At 41.4% G+C, this 19,824-nt stretch carries 26 protein-coding genes and 9 tRNA genes; 29 read left to right on the top strand and 6 right to left on the bottom strand.

What is annotated here, in order from left to right; genetic code table 11:
- Positions 1-4: 4 nt before the first annotated feature.
- The 5 genes from ABFG93_RS01560 to ABFG93_RS01540 all read left to right on the top strand — a co-directional run bounded on the left by ABFG93_RS01560 (position 5) and on the right by ABFG93_RS01540 (position 3,985).
- Positions 5-598, top strand: coding sequence for a lytic transglycosylase domain-containing protein (locus ABFG93_RS01560; RefSeq protein WP_347550225.1), 594 nt, complete (start codon positions 5-7; stop codon positions 596-598).
- A gap of 62 nt (positions 599-660) precedes the next feature.
- Entirely contained in the window at positions 661-1,791 is a 1,131-nt protein-coding gene (locus ABFG93_RS01555) for a conserved virulence factor C family protein (protein WP_347550224.1), read from the top strand.
- Between the two features lie 16 nt (positions 1,792-1,807).
- Entirely contained in the window at positions 1,808-2,236 is a 429-nt protein-coding gene (locus tag ABFG93_RS01550; RefSeq protein ID WP_347550223.1) for a BrxA/BrxB family bacilliredoxin, read from the top strand.
- A 177-nt stretch (positions 2,237-2,413) separates the two neighbouring features.
- Positions 2,414-2,857 (top strand): OsmC family protein, encoded by a 444-nt coding sequence (locus ABFG93_RS01545; protein WP_347550222.1) that lies wholly within the window; start codon positions 2,414-2,416, stop codon positions 2,855-2,857.
- 159 nt (positions 2,858-3,016) lie between these two features.
- Positions 3,017-3,985, top strand: a complete 969-nt coding sequence (locus ABFG93_RS01540; protein ID WP_347550221.1) for a rhodanese-related sulfurtransferase — start codon at positions 3,017-3,019, stop codon at positions 3,983-3,985.
- A gap of 36 nt (positions 3,986-4,021) precedes the next feature.
- Here the strand turns inward: ABFG93_RS01540 and ABFG93_RS01535 are convergent, their stop codons facing one another.
- Together ABFG93_RS01535 and ABFG93_RS01530 are read right to left on the bottom strand one after the other, a co-directional pair.
- Complete coding sequence (locus ABFG93_RS01535) at positions 4,022-4,885, bottom strand: hypothetical protein (protein WP_347550220.1); 864 nt, start codon at positions 4,883-4,885, stop codon at positions 4,022-4,024.
- Positions 4,886-4,902: 17 nt separating this feature from the next.
- Positions 4,903-5,967, bottom strand: coding sequence for a toxic anion resistance protein (locus ABFG93_RS01530; RefSeq protein WP_347550219.1), 1,065 nt, complete (start codon positions 5,965-5,967; stop codon positions 4,903-4,905).
- 381 nt (positions 5,968-6,348) lie between these two features.
- Here ABFG93_RS01530 and ABFG93_RS01525 point away from each other — a divergent pair, with 381 nt between their 5' ends.
- The 19 genes from ABFG93_RS01525 (at position 6,349) to ABFG93_RS01435 (ending at position 13,598) form a co-directional block, all read left to right on the top strand.
- Positions 6,349-6,582 carry a glutaredoxin domain-containing protein gene (locus ABFG93_RS01525; RefSeq protein WP_347550218.1) on the top strand — a complete coding sequence of 78 codons (234 nt, stop codon included), beginning with the start codon at positions 6,349-6,351 and terminating at the stop codon, positions 6,580-6,582.
- Between the two features lie 40 nt (positions 6,583-6,622).
- The gene (locus ABFG93_RS01520) at positions 6,623-7,771 is read left to right on the top strand and encodes an acyl-CoA dehydrogenase family protein (protein WP_347550217.1); all 1,149 of its coding nucleotides are present in this window, start codon (positions 6,623-6,625) and stop codon (positions 7,769-7,771) included.
- A gap of 140 nt (positions 7,772-7,911) precedes the next feature.
- Complete coding sequence (locus ABFG93_RS01515) at positions 7,912-8,520, top strand: cell wall hydrolase (RefSeq protein WP_347550216.1); 609 nt, start codon at positions 7,912-7,914, stop codon at positions 8,518-8,520.
- Positions 8,521-8,598: 78 nt separating this feature from the next.
- The gene (locus ABFG93_RS01510; RefSeq protein WP_347550215.1) at positions 8,599-8,994 is read left to right on the top strand and encodes a kinase-associated lipoprotein B; all 396 of its coding nucleotides are present in this window, start codon (positions 8,599-8,601) and stop codon (positions 8,992-8,994) included.
- A 74-nt stretch (positions 8,995-9,068) separates the two neighbouring features.
- The gene (locus ABFG93_RS01505) at positions 9,069-9,965 is read left to right on the top strand and encodes a rhodanese-related sulfurtransferase (protein WP_347550214.1); all 897 of its coding nucleotides are present in this window, start codon (positions 9,069-9,071) and stop codon (positions 9,963-9,965) included.
- 68 nt (positions 9,966-10,033) lie between these two features.
- Positions 10,034-10,792 carry an NRDE family protein gene (locus tag ABFG93_RS01500; RefSeq protein ID WP_347550213.1) on the top strand — a complete coding sequence of 253 codons (759 nt, stop codon included), beginning with the start codon at positions 10,034-10,036 and terminating at the stop codon, positions 10,790-10,792.
- A gap of 130 nt (positions 10,793-10,922) precedes the next feature.
- Positions 10,923-11,078: a hypothetical protein gene (locus ABFG93_RS01495; protein ID WP_347550212.1), complete on the top strand. Its 156-nt coding sequence runs from the start codon at positions 10,923-10,925 to the stop codon at positions 11,076-11,078.
- A gap of 211 nt (positions 11,079-11,289) precedes the next feature.
- Positions 11,290-11,365: transfer RNA gene (locus ABFG93_RS01490), tRNA-Val, on the top strand.
- A gap of 17 nt (positions 11,366-11,382) precedes the next feature.
- Positions 11,383-11,458: transfer RNA gene (locus ABFG93_RS01485), tRNA-Thr, on the top strand.
- A 5-nt stretch (positions 11,459-11,463) separates the two neighbouring features.
- Positions 11,464-11,548 (top strand) — tRNA-Leu (locus tag ABFG93_RS01480).
- A gap of 7 nt (positions 11,549-11,555) precedes the next feature.
- A tRNA-Gly gene (locus ABFG93_RS01475) sits at positions 11,556-11,630 on the top strand.
- A gap of 8 nt (positions 11,631-11,638) precedes the next feature.
- A tRNA-Arg gene (locus ABFG93_RS01470) sits at positions 11,639-11,715 on the top strand.
- A 20-nt stretch (positions 11,716-11,735) separates the two neighbouring features.
- A tRNA-Ala gene (locus tag ABFG93_RS01465) sits at positions 11,736-11,811 on the top strand.
- 10 nt (positions 11,812-11,821) lie between these two features.
- A tRNA-Ser gene (locus ABFG93_RS01460) sits at positions 11,822-11,914 on the top strand.
- A 3-nt stretch (positions 11,915-11,917) separates the two neighbouring features.
- Positions 11,918-11,991, top strand: a tRNA-Gly gene (locus ABFG93_RS01455).
- Between the two features lie 6 nt (positions 11,992-11,997).
- A tRNA-Glu gene (locus tag ABFG93_RS01450) sits at positions 11,998-12,072 on the top strand.
- Positions 12,073-12,192: 120 nt separating this feature from the next.
- Positions 12,193-12,528 (top strand): transporter, encoded by a 336-nt coding sequence (locus ABFG93_RS01445; protein WP_347550211.1) that lies wholly within the window; start codon positions 12,193-12,195, stop codon positions 12,526-12,528.
- 146 nt (positions 12,529-12,674) lie between these two features.
- Positions 12,675-13,319: a YpjP family protein gene (locus ABFG93_RS01440; protein WP_347550210.1), complete on the top strand. Its 645-nt coding sequence runs from the start codon at positions 12,675-12,677 to the stop codon at positions 13,317-13,319.
- A 51-nt stretch (positions 13,320-13,370) separates the two neighbouring features.
- Complete coding sequence (locus ABFG93_RS01435; protein WP_347550209.1) at positions 13,371-13,598, top strand: hypothetical protein; 228 nt, start codon at positions 13,371-13,373, stop codon at positions 13,596-13,598.
- 188 nt (positions 13,599-13,786) lie between these two features.
- Here the strand turns inward: ABFG93_RS01435 and ABFG93_RS01430 are convergent, their stop codons facing one another.
- Positions 13,787-14,023, bottom strand: coding sequence for a YuzB family protein (locus ABFG93_RS01430; protein ID WP_347550208.1), 237 nt, complete (start codon positions 14,021-14,023; stop codon positions 13,787-13,789).
- A gap of 197 nt (positions 14,024-14,220) precedes the next feature.
- Here ABFG93_RS01430 and trxB point away from each other — a divergent pair, with 197 nt between their 5' ends.
- Positions 14,221-15,162, top strand: coding sequence for a thioredoxin-disulfide reductase (gene trxB, locus ABFG93_RS01425; RefSeq protein WP_347550207.1), 942 nt, complete (start codon positions 14,221-14,223; stop codon positions 15,160-15,162).
- Positions 15,163-15,193: 31 nt separating this feature from the next.
- On the opposite strand, the gene ABFG93_RS01420 is transcribed toward trxB, so the two are convergent.
- The gene (locus ABFG93_RS01420; RefSeq protein ID WP_347550206.1) at positions 15,194-15,637 is read right to left on the bottom strand and encodes an Hsp20/alpha crystallin family protein; all 444 of its coding nucleotides are present in this window, start codon (positions 15,635-15,637) and stop codon (positions 15,194-15,196) included.
- A gap of 154 nt (positions 15,638-15,791) precedes the next feature.
- On the opposite strand from ABFG93_RS01420, the gene ABFG93_RS01415 reads away from it, so the two are divergent.
- Together ABFG93_RS01415 and ABFG93_RS01410 are read left to right on the top strand one after the other, a co-directional pair.
- A complete protein-coding gene (locus ABFG93_RS01415; RefSeq protein WP_347550205.1) occupies positions 15,792-16,586 on the top strand; it encodes a thymidylate synthase in 795 nt (264 codons plus the stop codon).
- The gene (locus ABFG93_RS01410; protein WP_347550204.1) at positions 16,583-17,068 is read left to right on the top strand and encodes a dihydrofolate reductase; all 486 of its coding nucleotides are present in this window, start codon (positions 16,583-16,585) and stop codon (positions 17,066-17,068) included. The genes ABFG93_RS01415 and ABFG93_RS01410 overlap by 4 nt, the downstream gene beginning before the upstream one ends.
- 36 nt (positions 17,069-17,104) lie before the next feature.
- Here ABFG93_RS01410 and ABFG93_RS01405 read toward each other — a convergent pair whose 3' ends face one another.
- Positions 17,105-17,938: a YitT family protein gene (locus tag ABFG93_RS01405; RefSeq protein ID WP_347550203.1), complete on the bottom strand. Its 834-nt coding sequence runs from the start codon at positions 17,936-17,938 to the stop codon at positions 17,105-17,107.
- A 153-nt stretch (positions 17,939-18,091) separates the two neighbouring features.
- Here ABFG93_RS01405 and ABFG93_RS01400 point away from each other — a divergent pair, with 153 nt between their 5' ends.
- Complete coding sequence (locus ABFG93_RS01400) at positions 18,092-18,763, top strand: GntR family transcriptional regulator (RefSeq protein WP_347550202.1); 672 nt, start codon at positions 18,092-18,094, stop codon at positions 18,761-18,763.
- A 42-nt stretch (positions 18,764-18,805) separates the two neighbouring features.
- On the opposite strand, the gene ABFG93_RS01395 is transcribed toward ABFG93_RS01400, so the two are convergent.
- Positions 18,806-19,126 carry a 2Fe-2S iron-sulfur cluster-binding protein gene (locus tag ABFG93_RS01395; RefSeq protein ID WP_347550201.1) on the bottom strand — a complete coding sequence of 107 codons (321 nt, stop codon included), beginning with the start codon at positions 19,124-19,126 and terminating at the stop codon, positions 18,806-18,808.
- Between the two features lie 165 nt (positions 19,127-19,291).
- Here ABFG93_RS01395 and ABFG93_RS01390 point away from each other — a divergent pair, with 165 nt between their 5' ends.
- On the top strand, positions 19,292-19,723 hold the full coding sequence (locus tag ABFG93_RS01390) for a DUF2203 domain-containing protein (protein WP_347550200.1): 432 nt from the start codon (positions 19,292-19,294) through the stop codon (positions 19,721-19,723).
- Positions 19,724-19,824: the final 101 nt, after the last annotated feature.

The raw sequence follows: 19,824 nt of genomic DNA, 5'->3' as shown, positions 1-19,824 counted from the left end.
GCAAGTGAAACGAACAGGAATGCTGATTATCATCACGATCGTGGTGAGTGTTGTTATTGGAACTGTACTTCAAAAGGGACCAGCTTCTCTGTCAACACCACTAAGTAAAGCGCAAGTGCCTGAAGAATACATTGATCTTTATCGAGAGGCTGGTGATGAATATGATGTGCAGTGGGAGTTATTAGCCGCTGTTCACCGAGTGGAAACGAAGTTTTCCACGATGCCAACCCTTAAAAGTCCTAAAGGCGCAATCGGTCATTACCAATTTATGCCTCTTACCTGGATTGGCTGGAGCTATGGAGGGAGTCGGCTTGGTGAATTGGATAAAGACGACCTTGTGGACATCACAAATCCGAAACTTATTCAGAAATATGGAGGGTATGGAAAAGATGGGGATGGAGATGGAAAAGCTGATCCCTATAACGTAACGGATGCCGCGTATACTGCTGCAAGTTACCTTTCTGCAAATGGTGCCAGTGAGGGTCGAATTGAGAGTGCTCTTTTTGCTTATAACCAGAGTGATGAATATGTGGAAGAAGTACTAGCTTTTTATAATGAGTATAAAGAAAACGCTAAAGTAGTGAAGCTTGAAGAGTGATTCACTCTAATGGTAGAGTGACTTCACATATGATAAAATCACTGATAGAAGGGGGCGATTGCGTGAAGATTGTTTCAATCGAACCGACACCAAGTCCAAATTCGATGAAAATTAACTTGGATCAGGAATTAGAAATGGGCGATACACGTCAATATAAATCTGGCGATGACCTAACGGAAGCACCTGACTTTATTCAAAACTTAATGGCGATTCCAGGAGTGAAAGGACTTTACCATGTAATGGATTTTATCGCACTTGAACGTAATGCGAAGTATGCATGGGAAGACATTCTTCCAGGTGCGAGAAAAGCGTTTGGTCAGGAAAGCGAAGAAGCACCGACAGGCCAGCCTTCTGCTGTAGGGGATTTTGGAGAAGTGAACGTGTTTATCCAGATGTTCCGCGACATACCGATGCAGGTGAAGCTTGAAGAAGGGGATGAAGAGCATCGATTTGGTCTCCCTGAACGCTTTATGGAAGCTGCTATGAAAGCCTCTTCAGCTTCAGAGAACATGGTGATGGAGCGAGAGTGGAAAGAAGTGGCCCCGCGCTATGGTTCTGTTGAGGAAGTTGGAACTGAGGTAACAGAAGAAATTGCCGCTACTTACAGTGAGGACCGGCTCGATAACCTTGTGAAAGCTGCATTTGATCCAGATCGACTGCAAGATCGCAAGAAATCCGATAAGAAAATCGTTACGCTGGAAATGCTTGATCAACCTGACTGGAAAGCGAGATATGCAGCGCTCGATGGGATGGATCCTGATCTTTCAGATTTGCCTGTGCTTGAGAAAGCGCTACACGATGAGAAGGCATCTGTTCGTCGTCTCGCAGCGGTTTATCTTGGCATGATAGAATTAAAAGAGGTGCTTCCATTACTGTATCAGGCGCTACGTGATAAGTCCGTTACAGTAAGGCGGACAGCGGGGGACTGCATGTCTGACCTTGGTTTTATCGAAGCTATACCTGAAATGATTGAATCATTGAATGATTCCAATAAACTTGTTCGCTGGAGAGCGGCCATGTTTTTATATGAAGTTGGAGATCAATCCGCCATACCAGCGCTGGAGAAAGCTCTTCATGACCCGGAATTTGAAGTGAAGATGCAGGCAGGAATGGCGCTTGAACGAATTAAAGGTGGGAAAGAAGCAAAAGGGTCTGTGTGGCATCAGATGACTCAGGCAAGAAAATCAAACTAAAACCAGGAGTGATTTTATGAATCCATATGAAGAATATATGCGCCAGATGGCACAGCCAATGCGTGATGAGCTAACATCAGCTGGATTTGAAGAGTTGACAACACCAGCAGAGGTAGCAAGCTTTGTAGCTGAAAAAAAGGGAACATCACTCGTATTTATTAATTCAGTCTGCGGCTGTGCGGCTGGTCTTGCTCGACCGGCTGCTCGTGAAGCGATTGAGAATGATAAGAAGCCTGATCATCTTGTAACAGTCTTTGCCGGTCAGGATCGGGAAGCAACAGGTAAAATGAGAGAATACCTTGAAGGACACGAACCTTCCTCCCCATCAATGGCATTATTGAAAGATGGACAGGTTCTTCACTTTATCCCGAGAGAAGAAATTGAAGATCATGAAGTGGAAGAGATCGTTCAGAACCTGACAGGTGCATTTGAGCAATATTGTTAACGAGGAACTCCACTCTTGAAGAGTGGAGTTTTGTTAATTCCACCTTAAAGGGCTGTAAAATTAAATCCCCCATTCAAATGGGAGGATAAACTGCCCCTAAAGGTCCGATTTGTTCAACAAAGCGTTAGAGGGGAATGAAGAATCTCTTTGATGGAAGTTTGACTGAAGGAGGTAATTATGATGGATCATATTTTCGAACTTAAAGGCAGCTGGAAGGGCGGACTATCGGGGGAAGGAAAGGTGGAGACGGATCATCTTTCTACTGACGTTTCGATTCCTGTCTCAATGGGAGGATCAGGAATTGGAACAAACCCTGATGAACTATTAGTAAGTTCATCTGCAGCCTGCTATTTTATGACGATTGGATTATACCTTGAACGGAACGGTATTCCATTTGAAGATGTAAAAATTTCCTCGAAATTGACAGTAAGTGAAGAAGGAAGACTTCATGTTGAATCCATTCATCATTATCCAGTGATTTACTTAGCAGAAGATCCGGATGAAGCGATGCTTGAGAAAATTCATTCTATCGCGCATCGTGCTGAAGATGGGTGTATGATTACACGGGCAATAAAAGGAAACGTGAATGTGATCGTGGAGCCGTCAATCAAAATAGTGTGATGTTTTGTACTGTATTCCATTTTAATAGTAGGGTATCATTGATTATGTCCGAACTATAAATCATCCTCTTTGCATTTGGAGAGAATTTTATTATAATAAGATTTTGGAACGGATCAACGACTGGAAAAGTGGATTCAGTGAAATAAAGGAGATACGAGTATGAATAAAGACTACCGCGTATTATTGTTTTATAAATATGTTCAAATTGATCAGGCTGAGCAATTTGTAGAGGAGCATCTCACATTTTGTAATGAAAACAACTTAAAAGGAAGAATTTTAATATCAGAAGAAGGGATCAACGGGACAGCTTCTGGTACTGTTGAAGACACTCAAGCTTATATGGATATGATGCATGCGGATGAGCGTTTTGCTGATTTGTTCTTCAAAATTGATGAAGCGACTGAACATCCATTTAAGAAGATGCATGTGCGCTATCGACCTGAGCTTGTAACGCTTCGTCTTGAGGATGACCATAATCCCAATGAAGTTGGCGGTAAGCACTTGAAGCCGGCAGAATGGCGTGAGGCGATGCAACAGGAAGATGTGATCATTCTGGATACTCGTAATGATTACGAATATGACCTCGGACACTTCCGCGGTGCCATTCGTCCGGATATTAAGAACTTCCGTGACTTGCCAGAGTGGGTCCAAGAAAATCTTGCTGATCAGAAGGATAAGAAGATTCTTACTTACTGTACTGGTGGGATTCGCTGTGAAAAGTTCACAGGTTGGATGGTTAACCAGGGATTCGAAGATGTAAACCAACTTGATGGTGGAATTGTTACGTACGGTAAGGATGAAGAAACGAAAGGCGAACTATGGGATGGTCAGTGTTATGTGTTCGACGGAAGAATCTCCGTTCCAATTAATCAAAAAGACCACGTCGTTGTAGGTAAAGATTACTTCACTGGTGAACCATGTGAACGCTACGTTAATTGTGCTAACCCTGAATGTAATAAGCAAATTATTACATCAGAGGAGAACGAGCATAAATATTTACGTGGGTGCACACATGAATGCAGAACTTCCCCTAGAAATCGTTATGTTGCTGAACAAGGTTTAACAGAGGAAGAAGTAGAAGAACGCCTTCAGAAGCTGATGCAAGAGCATATTGAACAAGAAGTGTAAGAAATAAAAGCTAGCTGTCCAATAGACAGCTAGCTTTTATTGTTTATCGTATCTTATTTTACTTACTTTAAGCAGATGATCGACCCTTGAGAGTCGGTGGCCTTCTAGTTTTTCTAGAAACTCATGTAGCGTTAATTCCATTTGACAGAGCGCTTGAAATAAATCCTGATGTCTGATTTCTTTATTCTCAGAAGATAGCGAAATGTATCCGGTTAGTAAGTCAGGTAATTCTGTTGAGAGCATACGCTTCACAATGTGTCGTTCTTCAAGGTCAAGAAGCTCAATTTCTGGAAGTATCTCGCTGAATAATTTAACGAGTCTTGCTGATCTTGAATGAATCACACCGCTAATCATCGAATGGTCTACGATTTTCTTTAGTCTATCTAGATGGTTGAAGAGAGCAGGGTCCATTTGATTTAAAGTACTGGACTGTGATGACCCAATAAGAGTGTGGTCGAGCAATTTAATACGCTGGAAAATTCCTGTGAAATACGGGGAGCGTTTAATATTGCGTTTAATAATTCTGCCGCGATCGTTAATTAAGATTGTTCCCTGCTTACATCTCCCGCTGTTTCTCTTCACTAACGTCTGTCTCTCCCATTGAATAAAAAACTTCTTGGGTGTTGATGCTCGGTTCTTTTGACTATCGTAGCCAGAGAATAAAATCAGATTCCTTCTGATTTTCAAGTATATCGTAAATCCACCCTCGGACCGTTTCCATTTCTGAGGTTTATCTGAGGAGGGGTCAAGTTTATCTATGAACTCATCAAGCAAATGCTCAGCATAGGAGAGGAAGCTTGTTGAGCTCTCATCCTGCAACAGTGAGGCTTCCACCGTCTTAAACTGTGATGGTAAAAGCTTCTCAAGCCACTGTGGTTCAGGAGAATCAAATAGTCCCATCGGATTACCCCCTGTCCTTATAGACGGTCGGCCGCGTCAGAAAGTTGTTTTTGCCGTTGCGTCGAACTGTCTAATTTTAATTTCATTTCTTTATTAAGCTGGTCCATTTCTGTTATAAATTTCTTTCCGCTATCGATGATACGAACATTTGATTTTTCGGTAATATCGATTGCTTCAAATACATCGTTGTATGCCTTTCGAAAGGATTCGATCGCAATTGCTGGTTTCTCAAGCGTTTTTACTGTATCTTCTGTATTTTGCTTCAGCATTTCGGCGTTACGAAGAAGCATCGATTCGGTTGCTTCATTCACATTCTGGACAGCCGTAATGACTTTCTGTTGATTCCCAAGCGCAAGCTGAATTGAAGCGGTAACGGTAATAATGTTTTTTGTCATGGTAACAGCATTGAAAATTGCCTCTTCTAGCTTTTCATTATTTTCCATAATAAGATCAACCGAAGCCATGGATTGACGAAGGACCATTACGGCTTGGGACATATTTTTCACTCGACTGACGACCTTTTGTTGCGCTTTCTGGAGTGGAAGAGGGTTTTCCTTCCACTGGTCTTTGGAAGCTTCTTCATCAAGCATCGTCATGAGCGTTTGACCAAGCTCCATCTGCTCCTCTAGACCATAAATCCGCTCACGTGCTACGTCTTTTAGTTCTTTTAACATTACATTGTCTTCCTGCAGCTTATCTTTTCCAGTTAACAGAGATTCCACAATCACTTCAACTTGTGATTCCACTGTTTTATATTTCTTTGCATATTGTTCAACTTCATTTCTGCCCATCACACGATTGACAAGTTTATTGAATTTACTTTTCTTAAGGTAAGAAGGCTCCAGCTCGGACACGTGCTCACGCAATTTATGAAGATTCTCAGGAAGATCATTGTCGGGCTGATCGATCATGCCTCTAACAGGACGTTTCAGTGCTTCAAGCGATTCACCTGCATGCCGCTGTGCGTCTTCTCCAAGTCCTGATAGAGATTGAAGAATTTTATCGGTATCATCCTCATGGTAGAAATTCTGGATGATTTCAGCAGCTTTTTCGCGTTGGTTCTCCTGTTCAGGTTTATCCATGTATGTCACTCCTTCAATAGAATGAATTCTGTTACTATTCTATACGATTAGATTTCGAGAAAAGTTTCAAAACACCTTCAGCAACCCTATTTCCCCCGGGTGGTCAATAACAAACTCTTATCTTCCTTTACGTGCAGTAAAATCCCATATGAAACGTCAGGTTATTATGAGGTTTAGGTGGAGTTCAACCGCCGTCCTATAAATCAAAGGAGATGAAGCACCCCCTTATCTGCTGGAAGTTCCACCACTTAAAAAGCGAAACGGTTGAAAGAACAGAAGGCTGGTGGTATGTTTTAAACGGAATTATCTCGATAATGCGCCAATAGCTTAGTGAGGTGTAGAAAATACCAATTGTAAAATCGTAACAGGATGTGATAAAAAATGAAAACTGTTAAATTGTACACACAGCCGGCATGTCCGCCGTGCGAATTTGTAAAAAACTATTTTAATATGCATGATGTCACGTATGAGCTCCTCGATATTAAAGAAGATCGCTCTGCCAAAAATGAATTAGTTAACGTCCATCAATCCATGTCCACTCCAACCATTGTGATTGATGGGGAAGTGATTATTGGGTTTGAGAAAGACCGCATCGATGAGCTGCTTGGCATTTAACTCATAATGTTTGGAAAAGGATTAGAAAGAGGTGTAAGAATTGATTCAACAGTTTATTCGAAATAAGCGGGAGGAAGAGCTTGTTCGATTAGCTCATAAGCATCGTGTTAAGCTAAACGAAAGTGCGTCGATAATCGATCAAGAAGCGAATATTCCTTCTGCTATCATCGAACAAATGAGAACATCAGGATTCAGTGCTTTATCTGTACCCGAACAGTATGGCGGAAAGGATCTTTCTCTTTATGAGCTTGTCTTAATTCAAGAGGAGCTTGGTAAAGGTGAAGCGGCAGGGGCTTTATCAATTGGCTGGCACCTAGGTATTATGAAGGATCTAAGTGATCGCCGCCCATGGAACGAGTCTGTTTATGAAAAGCTGTGTAAAGACGTTCTAAATGGAGTGATTATTAATCGTGCTCAAACAGAGGAAGAGACAGGTGACCCTACTAGAGGAGGCCTGCCTGCAACGATTGCTACTCCGGTTGAAGGTGGATACACCATTACAGGTAGAAAAACGTTTACGACGTTAAGTCCACACCTGGATCAAGTAATTGTTAAGGCGACGTGTGATGGCGTACCATCCGATTTTCTAGTCTCAATGGATCAACAGGGTGTATCGCTTGAACATACGTGGGATACGCTAGGTATGCGAGGAACGAGAAGCGATGATCTCGTGCTTGATAAGGTTATTGTATCAAAAGAAGCACTTCTTGAAACATATGACAAAGAAAGGAAAACATCATCACTCCCTCCAGCGTGGCTTCTTCACATCCCTGCCGTCTATCTGGGAATTGCGGAAGCAGCAAGACAGGAGGCAATTTCCTTTGTTACTTCTTACCAGCCAAATAGCCTTGATATCCCGTTAAAAGATGTTCCACATATTCAGGATAAATTCGGTAAAATATCACTTTCGTTGCTGGGTGCACGTCACTTTCTTTATTCAGTAGCTGATCAGTGGGATCGCTATCCTGATGAACGAATGAACATGCAGGGCCAGTTATTTGCAGCTAAGCACCAGGCTGTTAACGCAGCTCTCGAAGCTGTTGACCTGTCAATGAGAATTGTTGGCGGACGAAGTTTAATGAAAAAGCACAGACTTGAGCGTCTTTACCGTGATGTTCGTGCAGGCATTCATAATCCACCGGGGGATGAATTAACGCTACAGGTATTAGGAAAGAGCCAATTTAAATAGCGAAAAGCTCCTTCTACTGGAAGGAGTTTCTTTTTGTTCGTATTTAAGGAATTAACCCCTTCGTTTCCCTATTGAAACCATTGAAATCTTGTTCTATCCTGAAGTCCGTAATGTAGAACGGTAGAGAAAGGATGAGGTTCATGAGGAAACGGTTTTCAATTCTTGCTATAGTGAGTTTGTTTTTTAGTCTGTTTTCCGCACAATCTCATCAGGTAGAGGCAGTGTCTGTTATAAAAACAACTGAGCTGCTTTCAAATGAAAATGCAGAAAAAGAGATACTGGTAAAGCCTGAACCAAATACAAAGCAAGGTGTGACGTTGTTACTAAACCTTCCCGTGAAACAGATGGATGAAGTCAATCAAGTCACAAAAGATCAATTGTCGGTCACAAAATATTCAGTAGAAGAAATTGAAATGCTCGCAAAACTAATAAATGGTGAAGCAAGGGGAGAATCGTTTGAAGGAAAAGTTGCGGTTGCGGCAGTTACGATGAATCGCGTTTCTTCATCAGAATTTCCTAATTCCATTAAAGAAGTGATCTTTGAGAAAGGTGCATATACAGCTGTCTCAGATGGCCAATATGATAAAAAGCCAGGAAAAGAAGCATACCGGGCTGTTTATGCTGCACTATCAGGAGCAGATCCGAGTACTGGTGCTCTCTTCTACTACAATCCAGAAATCGCAACGGATTCATGGATTCGTACCAGACCTATCATTGAATCTATTGGAAAACATGTATTCACAAGATGAAATCCTCCGAAAAGTAGAGGGTTTTGTGATATCATCGACTTGAAGAGAGACAAAGTTTGATGAAGGAGTGAAGCTATCATGTCAGAAAAAAAGTCGTTTCAACTAGGTGAAATCGTGACTGCAGGCTACAAAACTGGAAGATACATTGGAGAAATTGTCGATTTGAAACAGCCGAAAGCTGTTGTGAAGGTATTAGCCGTCATGAAGCATCCTACTCAAGGGGATCTTCATAATCCGAAACAATTGGATGTACCACTCTTTCACCAGCGTAAAGCCCTCGCTGAATTTGAAAAAGCGCTGGTTCCTATTTCTGCGATCAATCATTATGACGAAAAAGTTCCTGGTTACAATGAATCACTGAAGGAAGCGATCGATACACAGGCTGCAGAATTAAAGCATGAAGGCGGTCGATGGGCAGAAGCTTCTTTATTAGAGTTAGAGAAGTTGAAAGACGATTATTTTTCAACAAGATAGCTACCTTTACATCGAACCTCAATTCAGGTAAGATATAAAATTGATTTTAGAAGACGCAAAAGGTGGTTTTTGATTTGCAATCAGAAGCTTCAGCATATCAAGTGCTGTTATATTATCAGTATGTCGAAATAGAGGACCCGGAATATTTTGCAAGGAAACATCTTAAGTTTTGCAAATCTCTTGAATTAAAAGGGAGAGTCCTCGTTGGTAAAGAAGGAATCAACGGAACTGTATCTGGAATGGAAGAAAATACAGAAGCCTACATGGAAGAAATGCGTAATGATCCGCGCTTTGAAGATATGGTTTTCAAGATTGATAAAGTAGAAGGGCATACGTTTAAGAAAATGCACGTTCGCGCAAGAGACGAGATTGTTTCTTTACGTCTAGAAGAAGACATTAACCCGAAAGAAATGACGGGCAACTATCTTGAACCTAAAGACTTCATGGAAGCGCTGGAAGATGATGATGTGATTGTCATTGACGCAAGAAACGATTACGAATATGATATTGGCCATTTTCGGAATGCGATCCGCCCTGACATTAAGGCTTTTCGCGAGTTACCCGAATGGATTGAAGCGAATCTTGCCGACAAGAAAGATAAAAAGGTACTAACCTATTGTACGGGTGGAATCAGGTGTGAGAAGTTTTCTGGTTATTTAATGAAAAAAGGATTTTCTGATGTCTCCCAGCTCCATGGTGGTATTGTCACATATGGAAAAGACCCGGACGTTCAGGGAAAATATTTTGACGGTAAGTGTTTTGTTTTTGATGATCGTCTTGCGGTCGATGTGAACCGTACAGATGAAGCAAAAGTAGTAGGCGAGTGTTATCACTGTCAAACGCCTGCAGATACTTACATCAACTGTGCCAATATGGAGTGCGATAAATTGCACATTGTATGTGAAGAGTGTGAGAAAACCCATCTTCATTATTGCTCAGCTTCCTGTGAAGAGCATGTTTTAAGCCGTTAAGTTGTTGCGCAGCGATATTTTCGCTGCGCATTTTTTACACAGTAATCTCTGAAAGAGGCGATAGAGTTATGTGTTTAATAGCAGTTGCGTTACATGCTCATGAAAATTATCCATTTGTTCTCATTGCTAATCGTGATGAGTTCTATGAACGGCCAACAAAGCAAGCTCATTTCTGGGAAGACATACCGGAACTTCTTGCAGGACGGGATCTTAAATCAATGGGAACCTGGCTGGGTGTGACGAAAAAAGGGAAGATTGCAGCGCTTACGAATTATCGTGAACCAGCTGAGGACACTAAAGAGAAATCGAGAGGTGAATTGACTGCCGATTTCCTGAAAAGTGAGCAATCGGCAGAAACGTACTTGACTAAAGTTGGTAATAAAGGGGATGAATACAATGGATTTAACTTACTCGTAGGAAAGTTTAATGAGTTGTATTACTATTCCAATCGTCAGAATGAAATAATTTCTATGGATGACGGTGTCCATGCGGTGAGTAATCATCTGATGAACACAAGTTGGCCAAAAGTTGATTTCATTAAGGAGGGTTTATCCCATTATCTCTCACATCACGAGGAGTTTGATATAAATGAATTACTTCAACTGCTTAAAAGGGCCGAACCAGCTCCGGATGATCAACTGCCCAACACAGGTGTCCCATTAGAATGGGAAAGGATGCTTTCTCCCATCTTTATATCCTCTAAATTATACGGAACACGGACTCAAACAGTTATAACCATTTCAAAAGAGGGAAACGTTACGTTTGCAGAAAAGACTGTAGGAATGGAAGACCTTAAAGTCTTTCAATTTGCAATTGAGTCTTCATAAAACCATTACCTGGTGAATATATTAGGTCTGACCTGTAACATTTTCCATTTGCTGAAATGGTAAAAAAGACCCGGTTTCAATAGGGTGCTACAGGGGTATTGTTAATTAATACTCATGAGGAGGGGTTTTTTTGAAACGAAAGCGTCACTATCTAGAAGATCAGCTTTTGAGGGAATCATCCGAGATGAAAGAGTACCGCAAATATGATTCTGAAATGGTGACCAGGAAAAAACCGAAACTCACTAATATGAAAAAGAATAAACCACTTATCAAATCACCAGTCTAAGCGGGGATTAAATCCCTGCTTTTTTTATTTGTAAATTCATTTGTTTTATAATAGACTCTCTAATCGTTATTAACTGATTTAAGTGAAGAAAGGGGGTTGCATTAGTTTTGAATGGGTGGTAAGATAAATCTTGTCCTTGAAAAAACGCTTTTAAAAAAGATATTGACGAGTTTAGGGGATTTATCTTATAATACAGAGGTCGCTGTTTAATGGAGGATTAGCTCAGCTGGGAGAGCATCTGCCTTACAAGCAGAGGGTCGGCGGTTCGAGCCCGTCATCCTCCACCATTTATTTAAAGCGATTCGCCGGTCTAGCTCAATTGGTAGAGCAACTGACTTGTAATCAGTAGGTTGGGGGTTCAAGTCCTCTGGCCGGCACCACACATGCGGGTGTGGCGGAATTGGCAGACGCGCTAGACTTAGGATCTAGTGTCTTACGACGTGGGGGTTCAAGTCCCTTCACCCGCACCATACATTTGCGAAAGTAGTTCAGTGGTAGAACACCACCTTGCCAAGGTGGGGGTCGCGGGTTCGAATACCGTCTTTCGCTCCAGGAAACACGCGCCCGTAGCTCAATTGGATAGAGCGTCTGACTACGGATCAGAAGGTTAGGGATTCGACTTCTCTCGGGCGCACCATATATTTCACTTTTGTTTTTGGGGCCTTAGCTCAGCTGGGAGAGCGCCTGCCTTGCACGCAGGAGGTCAGCGGTTCGATCCCGCTAGGCTCCACCATAAATTTATCGGAGGAATACCCAAGTCTGGCTGAAGGGATCGGTCTTGAAAACCGACAGGGGCTTAATCGCCCGCGGGGGTTCGAATCCCTCTTCCTCCTCCACTTGCGGGTGTAGTTTAGTGGTAAAACCTCAGCCTTCCAAGCTGATGTCGTGGGTTCGATCCCCATCACCCGCTCCATATATTGGCCCGTTGGTCAAGCGGTTAAGACACCGCCCTTTCACGGCGGTAACACGGGTTCGAATCCCGTACGGGTCACCAACGAATTTTAATTACATGATCGAATCTTTAGGCATACTCATTGAGGTGCTTTTTTTGTTGTTTGCTTTCGGTACGTCTCCCCCCTGTGCGGCATACATTGGCTGTATCAAGAGAGAAGGGATGGATCGTATGTATTATGAAGATCATGAACATATTGAGTATCATTATGACTATGGAGATAATCGGCAGCAACCAGTGACAGCACCAACATCTAGCCCGCCGGGTTCACAACCGCCAAGACCGCAGTCAGCTCAAGCAGGAACATTTGCAGTTGATCCAGGATCGATTAGAAGATGTATGTACCGCTTCACCTATATCTGGATGAGGGGAGGAAACTCTTTCTGGTTCTGGCCGGTTTTTGTAGGACGTACATCGGTTTCTGGCTTTCGATGGACCGGTAGAAGATGGGTTTACACCGGTATTAGTTTACGAAGAATTGACATGTTCACATGTTAAGAAGTTGAGCGCTTTCATTAAGCGCTCCTGCTACATACCATAGTGTGGGATAATAGGTTGTGAAATTTATGAAAACGTCTGGCTTTTTCGGTTTGTCCGTGCGACAATAATAAGAACCATTGAACTCGGAAAGCCAGGTGTACCCTATGAAATCTCCTCTTTGGATGAGAAAATTATTTGTAGCATTTGTTGCTGTTGTTACGCTCGGAACAGTCATTCCAACCGGTTACCTTGCAGACGATAAACTGGAGACTTCAGAGAATGTTCAAGAAGACAGTCGGTTTCTTTATGAAAAGCAGGATGAGCCTCCTCTTGATGTGATTACTCCTGAGCCCTCGTTAGAGGATTGGCCTGCACTTGCACAGCATGCCTCATCTTCTGAGCTTTATTCTGGTTTTATAAGCTATGCTAGTCTTCAATCTGAGGAAATTGGTCTTGCCAAGTTTGGGAGCACGATTTCAAACCGGGTAGGTTCAGAATACAAAGATTTTATAGTTCCTAAAATGGCTGAAACAATCGCTGCAACCGTTGAACAGCTTGATGAAGAAACGCTTCGATCACTTCGGTTAACGGACAACCCTTCAAGCGGGTATGGGGAACGAATTCTTCACGTCTACAATGAACAAAGCGGAGAAGATCTTCTTCGCTTTCATGTAAGGCGAGATCATCCGCCTCAGGATGGCTACTGGTTTAATTTTCACTATCATGATGCAGTTGATAACTTTGAAGAACATTACGAAGTAGGTAAAATATACTGGGATAAAAACACCCCGCCTAAGTGGCTCTCATAAGAGGCACGCGGGGTGTTTTTGGTTGGATAGTAAGGGAGGATTACAGCGTAGATGGAACTTGTACAGTGTATTAGAGATGTATTTGAGGAGGAAGGGCCTTTTTTAGGTTCTGAAAATAATATGGATCGTAAGCTCTTTAAAGAGGGGAACTTCTATCCCGTTTACCGTGATGAAAATAGCTGGATCACAGTTGATGAGGAAGGTGAACAGCATATCATTGCCACAGGCTCAACGCTTGAAGAAGATTTCTGGTTTACATTTCGATTTCGCATCGCATAAAAAAACGCCGCAAAGCGGCGTTATTTCTTCTTAGGTCTCGCATTTTGCGGGCCTCTTTTTTTATTCATTAGAAGCGCATCTTCGCCTTCTTTTTCACCCTGTAAACCTGTTTTGGGGTCGTATGCATTTCGCTTTTTCATTGTGAGTGCCTCCTTCTGGATTCACTCATTAGTATAGCCAAATGAGGTTTAAAACATCGGATTTTCTTCAATGAACTGATAGACATTATTGACAAGTTCATCAGGTGTTTCACCCGTTACGCGTTCCCCATTAACAAGACAGTACATTTCCTGGCTACAAAGCGTACAATGACCAAGACAGGAATATTCGAGTACATCTAAGTCTGAATCTTTTTCTAGAGTTTCCATTGCCTTATGAGAACCGCTTGAAAGATTGCTCATGCAAAATTCAACGATTGGATTCATGTTAACGATCACCTCAAAATTTCATACCAAATTATAAACTCCTTCCATTCTATCAAGAAGTAACAAAAATGAAAAATCATTTGTGTTAGAGCATTAAAAAATAATTAGATCATACGTTATATTATTTGTAACAGATGAGGGTTTATTTCTTAACAAATAGGAAAAATAGAGAGTGTAGTCTTAAGAGGAGGGTCATTATGCATAAAGCAGTTATAGTAGGAACAGGACCAGCAGGGTTAACAGCAGCTATTTATCTCGCTAGAGCTAATATGGAGCCCCTTGTGATTGAAGGACCCGAGCCGGGCGGTCAGCTTACGTTAACAACTGATGTTGAAAACTTCCCAGGATTTCCTGATGGGGTACTAGGTCCCGAACTGATGGAAAATATGAAGAAACAGGCTCTTCGTTTCGGGGCAACAATTGAACGTGGCTGGGTAAAGGATATTGACTTCTCAGAACGTCCTTATAAGCTAACAACTGATACCTTAGGCGAACTCGAAGCCGAATCTGTACTTATTTCAACAGGAGCATCAGCAAAGCTGCTTGGTATTCCTGGAGAATCAGAAAACATGGGTAAAGGCGTCAGTACTTGTGCAACGTGTGATGGCTTCTTCTTCCGTGGTAAGAAAATCGTGATAATCGGTGGCGGTGACTCTGCGATGGAAGAAGCGACCTTTTTAACAAAATTTGCTTCAGAGGTAACCGTGCTTCACAGACGAAATGAACTGCGTGCGTCTAAAATCATGCAGGAGCGAGCACGAAAAAACGCAAAAATTAGCTGGAAACTGAATTATTCGCCGGTCGAAGTTGTAGCGGAAAATAATAAGGTAAGTGGGATTAAAGTGAAAGAAAGCGATACCGGTAAAGAAGAAATTGTTGAAACAGATGGGATCTTTGTTGCGATCGGGCATCGTCCTAATACTGATTTTCTCAAAGGCAAACTCGACATGGATGATAAAGGTTATCTTAAAGTAGAGCCAGGAACGACAAGAACAAATATCCCGGGAGTTTTCGCGTGTGGCGACGTCCAGGACTTTACCTACCGGCAGGCAATCACAGCTGCAGGAACTGGCTGCATGGCCGCGATGGACTGTGAGCGATTTCTTGAAGGTAATGCCTTTATTGACTGGAGTATGTAGTCAAAAGAGCAGAGGGTTTCCTCCGCTCTTTTTAATCGATATTTAAATAGGCTTTGTGGTCCTTGATGCGATCTGATTTTGGTATTGTGATTTCAAGAATGCCATTTTCATATTTGCCTTTAATGTTTTTCATAGAAAAATGGTAGGGAAGCTTAATGATTCGACTCGTGCTTGAATAGGAACGCTCCTGACGGTAATACTTTTGTTTATCATTTCGTTCCTCTTCATATTTGTTTGATTCAATCGAAATGCTAATCCCGTCCCCGAGTGGCTCCACTTTTATCTGGTCCTTTGATATTCCTGGCAGCTCTGCTTCTACAATAAAAGCCGTTTCTATTTCATAAAGATCTACTCGAAATGACTGTACTGGCAGTAAGTTTACGAAGGGGTCTTTAAAGAAGTCGTCAAACGTATTCATCCAGTTCTGGATGTTCGGGTCCTGAAAGATCTTTGAGAGCTTATCTCCTTTTCCCATTTTGCTTCATCCTTTCACTAATTTCTGATATACAATATGACTGGATAAGATGAACGTTCCTGATCTATAGGGTTTGAATGAACACGATTTGAAGAGTTACGATTGAACATTCTTCGTGTTACAATGGTCTGTAGTGATTTAAAGGAGGAGTACGATGAAAACATATTTGCAATTATGCGAAGAAATTTTACATAATGGTACGAAGAAAGCTGACCGAACAGGCACTGGAACGATAAGCGTATTCGGCCATCAGATGAGATTTGATTTGCAGGAAGGTTTTCCTGCTTTAACAACAAAAAAGCTGCATTTACGCTCGATCATTCATGAGCTTCTCTGGTTCCTAAATGGTGATACTAATGTCAAGTATCTTCAAGATAACGGTGTGCGGATATGGAATGAATGGGCAGATGAAGATGGTGAACTAGGTCCCGTATATGGGCATCAGTGGCGCTCTTGGACGGGGGCAGATGGCACGACGGTCGATCAAATTTCAAAAGTAGTGGAACAGATCAAAACGAATCCTGATTCTCGCCGCATGATTGTGACAGCATGGAATCCCTCTCAAGTTGATGAGATGGCCCTCCCGCCGTGTCATTGCCTGTTTCAGTTCTACGTCGCAGATGGAAAGCTATCCTGTCAATTGTATCAGCGTTCTGCTGACGTTTTCCTTGGTGTCCCATTTAATATTGCATCATATGCACTACTTACTATGATGATGGCTCAGGTTTGTGATTTAAAGCCTGGTGAGTTCATTCATACTCTTGGAGATGCACATATTTATAACAATCATATTGAACAGGTACAGCTTCAGCTATCACGTGAACCGAGAACACTTCCGAAAATGAATATTAACAATGAAATAACATCTATCTTTGACTTTTCATTTGAGGATTTTGAATTAACGGAGTATGAGCCACATCCCCACATTAAAGGAGAGGTATCAGTATGATTTCTTTTCTTTTGGCGATGGATGAACAGAATTTGATTGGTAAAAACAATGATCTTCCTTGGCATCTTCCGGCAGATCTCGCCTACTTCAAGAAAACCACAACAGGTAAATCAATTGTGATGGGCCGAAAAACCTTCGAATCGATCGGAAGAGCTTTACCAGGGCGAGATAACTACATCATTACAAGGAAAAAAGATCTTCAAATTAAAGGCTTAACTGTCCTTCATTCCATTGACGCGTTTCTTGAGCTCACGAAAAACGATGAAAAAGAATGGTTTGTGATTGGAGGGGCAGAGATATATCGACAACTGCTGCCATATGCCGATCGATTGTATATTACTAAAATTCATGAAACGTTCGCTGGAGATACGTACTTCCCTGATTTTTCGAAGAAAGAATGGACGGAAACGTCTCGAGAGAAACATCAAAAGGATGAGAAAAACCAACATCCGTTTGATTTCGTGATATATGCCCGGAAATAGAGAAAATCCCGTGCGACAAGCACGGGATTTTTATGATCATGTTTTCGGGAATGTAAACCCTTCTCCAAATACATCTCTTACATCATGAACAACAACGAATGCTTTTTCATCTACCTTTTGAATCATTTTCTTCAAAAGAAACAGTTCCTGTTTGTTAATGACTATATAGAGAATATCTTTTGATTGATTCGAATAATGACCGCGGGCATTGATGATTGTTACGCCGCGATCCATTTCATCGCTAACTTTTTCTGCAATGGCTACTGTATTCTGTGAAATAATCGTAACTGCTTTTCGTGTATCAAAACCGTCTATTAAGTAATCCAGAATTTTGGTACTAATGTATATGGAAATACCAGTATACATCGTGTTTTCAATCCCGATTACAACGGATGATCCGAGCACGACGAGAATATCAAACACAAACATGGATGTGCTTACACTCCAGCCAAAGCGTTGATTTAACATACGAGCAACAATGGTTGAACCGCCTGTCGTACCACCGGAGCGCAGCACAAGACCAAGACCGATCCCGATAAAAACCCCGGCAAAAACCGTTCCGAGCATAATGTCTAATGGACCACCCATTCCCTCTGTTAATTTAATGAAGAGAGAAGTAAAGAAAATCGCGAGCATCGTATACCAGGTTACTCGTTTGTTTAAGACTTTATAGCCAATCGCTAGAAGGACCGCATTCATTAAAAAGTTGGTAATCCCTGGGGACCAGCCGAGAATATAGTAAAGCGTCATTGATATCCCCGTTACGCCACCTTCACCGAGTTCGTTTGGAATGGCGAACCAGTTGACACCAAGGGCAAAGAACAGCGAACCAATAATAATTAATGTAACTTCTTTCCATGTATTGTTCAAATCATCACTCCGTTCTATTCTAAATACGTAGGATAATATATCATAGGGATTTAAGATGAACAAGATTGTTGAACAATTTTGTTCAAACAATATGCACATGGAATTTCAAATATGTTAATATAGAGGAAATGAGAGTATGGGCGGGTCTAAGCGATGCGAAAAGAAACAGTAGAACAAAAAGTGTATTATTTAATAAAAAATGCGATATTAACACGGCAAATCGCTCCTGGAAACCAACTTTTCGAAAACGCAATCGCTGCAAAGGTGAACGCAAGTCGAACTCCGATTCGCAGTGCAATCGTGAAACTTGAAGCGGAAGGACTTGTGAATGTAGTACCAAACAAGGGAGCTTTTATTGTCCAGCCAACGATTGAAGAAATGATTCATGCATTTAATATGAGAAAAGTTCTTGAAGAGATGGCGATTCACGAGGGGTTTTTGAAGCTTCAACAAACAGAGATCAATCGACTTAAGCAGGACGTTGAGGAAATGAAAGCTGCCTACAATAACCAGCAAATCATTACTTATCATGAAAAAAACAATTTATTTCATCTCGTTTTTGCACTAGCGAGCGGGAATCGTTATTTAATTGAGTTTATGGAGAAAATTCTTGGGCAGATTACAATCTATATGGTTTTATATGATGTGTTTAAAGGAAATGACCAGTATGATATGGACATGCAGGAGCACGATGAGATGATCCGGCTGATTGAAGCTGGAAATAAAGAGATGCTTCTAAAACTAACTCTTCGTCATCTTGATGGAAGCTTAGAAAAGCTGCAGCAGGACAAGCTTAATTATCAGTCACTTTCCACCTTATTTTAAAACAAACAAAAGCCGACCTAACAGGTCGGCTTTTGTTCCTTCCTATTCAGCAGGTCTTGGGCCTGCATCAAGGCCAGAGCTTTCCACCGTCATTGCTGGTTTTACTTCACAATCTCCGTTTACGCGCACTTGACAGGATAACCGCAAGTTTTCTTCCACGCCTTTTTTCTTGAAAGCTTCTTTTTCAATTTCGGTAAGATCTCCAAATTCACCGCTTTGAACTTCAACACGACATGTGGTGCATTTCGCGTTACCACCGCAGCGATGAAGAATGTTAACCCCATTGTCTTCTAATGCAAGTGTTAGCTTTGTTCCTTCTTTTACTTCAAATGAGCCATGATCCTGTACGGTTACTTTTGCCAAAGAAATTCCTCCTTCATGTAAATGTCCCCCATACATGATCTATCATATCTGAAATGGGCGTATGTTTGAAGTCTTAAATGCAAATGTAAAAATTCGTCGAATGATGTGTAAAGTAATCATGTAAGGGTAAAGAGGAACTAGTAAAGTATAACCAGGAGGATAAACATGGAAAAAAAGTATTTCACAGTTGAAGAAGCCAATGGACTGCTTGCCGTGTTGAAGAGAGAACTTACCGGTCTTAAACGACTTAAAATTCAATTTAATGAACAGTATGAGCAGATTGAGCAGCATAAGAAGACGCTCCTTTACCGCCATAAAACAAAAGTGGATGAAGACATTATATTTAAGAAAGAAGCAAGAATGGAATTTATGGAAATGGAGGTCCAAACCTTTATTACAAACATCATGTCACTCGGTGTTGACATCAAAGACGTAGAGGAAGGTTTAATTGATTTCCCAGCATTAATCAACGGTAAAGAAGTATTGCTTTGCTGGAAAATTGGAGAAGAAGAAGTTTCTTTTTACCATTCTGATCTAGGTGGATACAAAACAAGAAAACCGATTGAAAACCTTATGCAAGATGGTGATAATGGCTGATCCTGATCAGTCTTATTTTATCAAATAATTAAATTTCATTTACCGTAATGAGTATAAAAAATTGGCAACAAGCTCACCTTAAGTCAGTGGAGGTGATACTG

Source organism: Pseudalkalibacillus hwajinpoensis (assembly GCF_039851965.1).
In the GTDB taxonomy this organism is placed as follows: Bacteria; Bacillota; Bacilli; order Bacillales; family Guptibacillaceae; genus Guptibacillus; species Guptibacillus hwajinpoensis_E.
The sequence above is the reverse complement of the archived record's forward strand: the minus strand, read 5'-3'. Positions and strand labels throughout refer to the sequence as shown.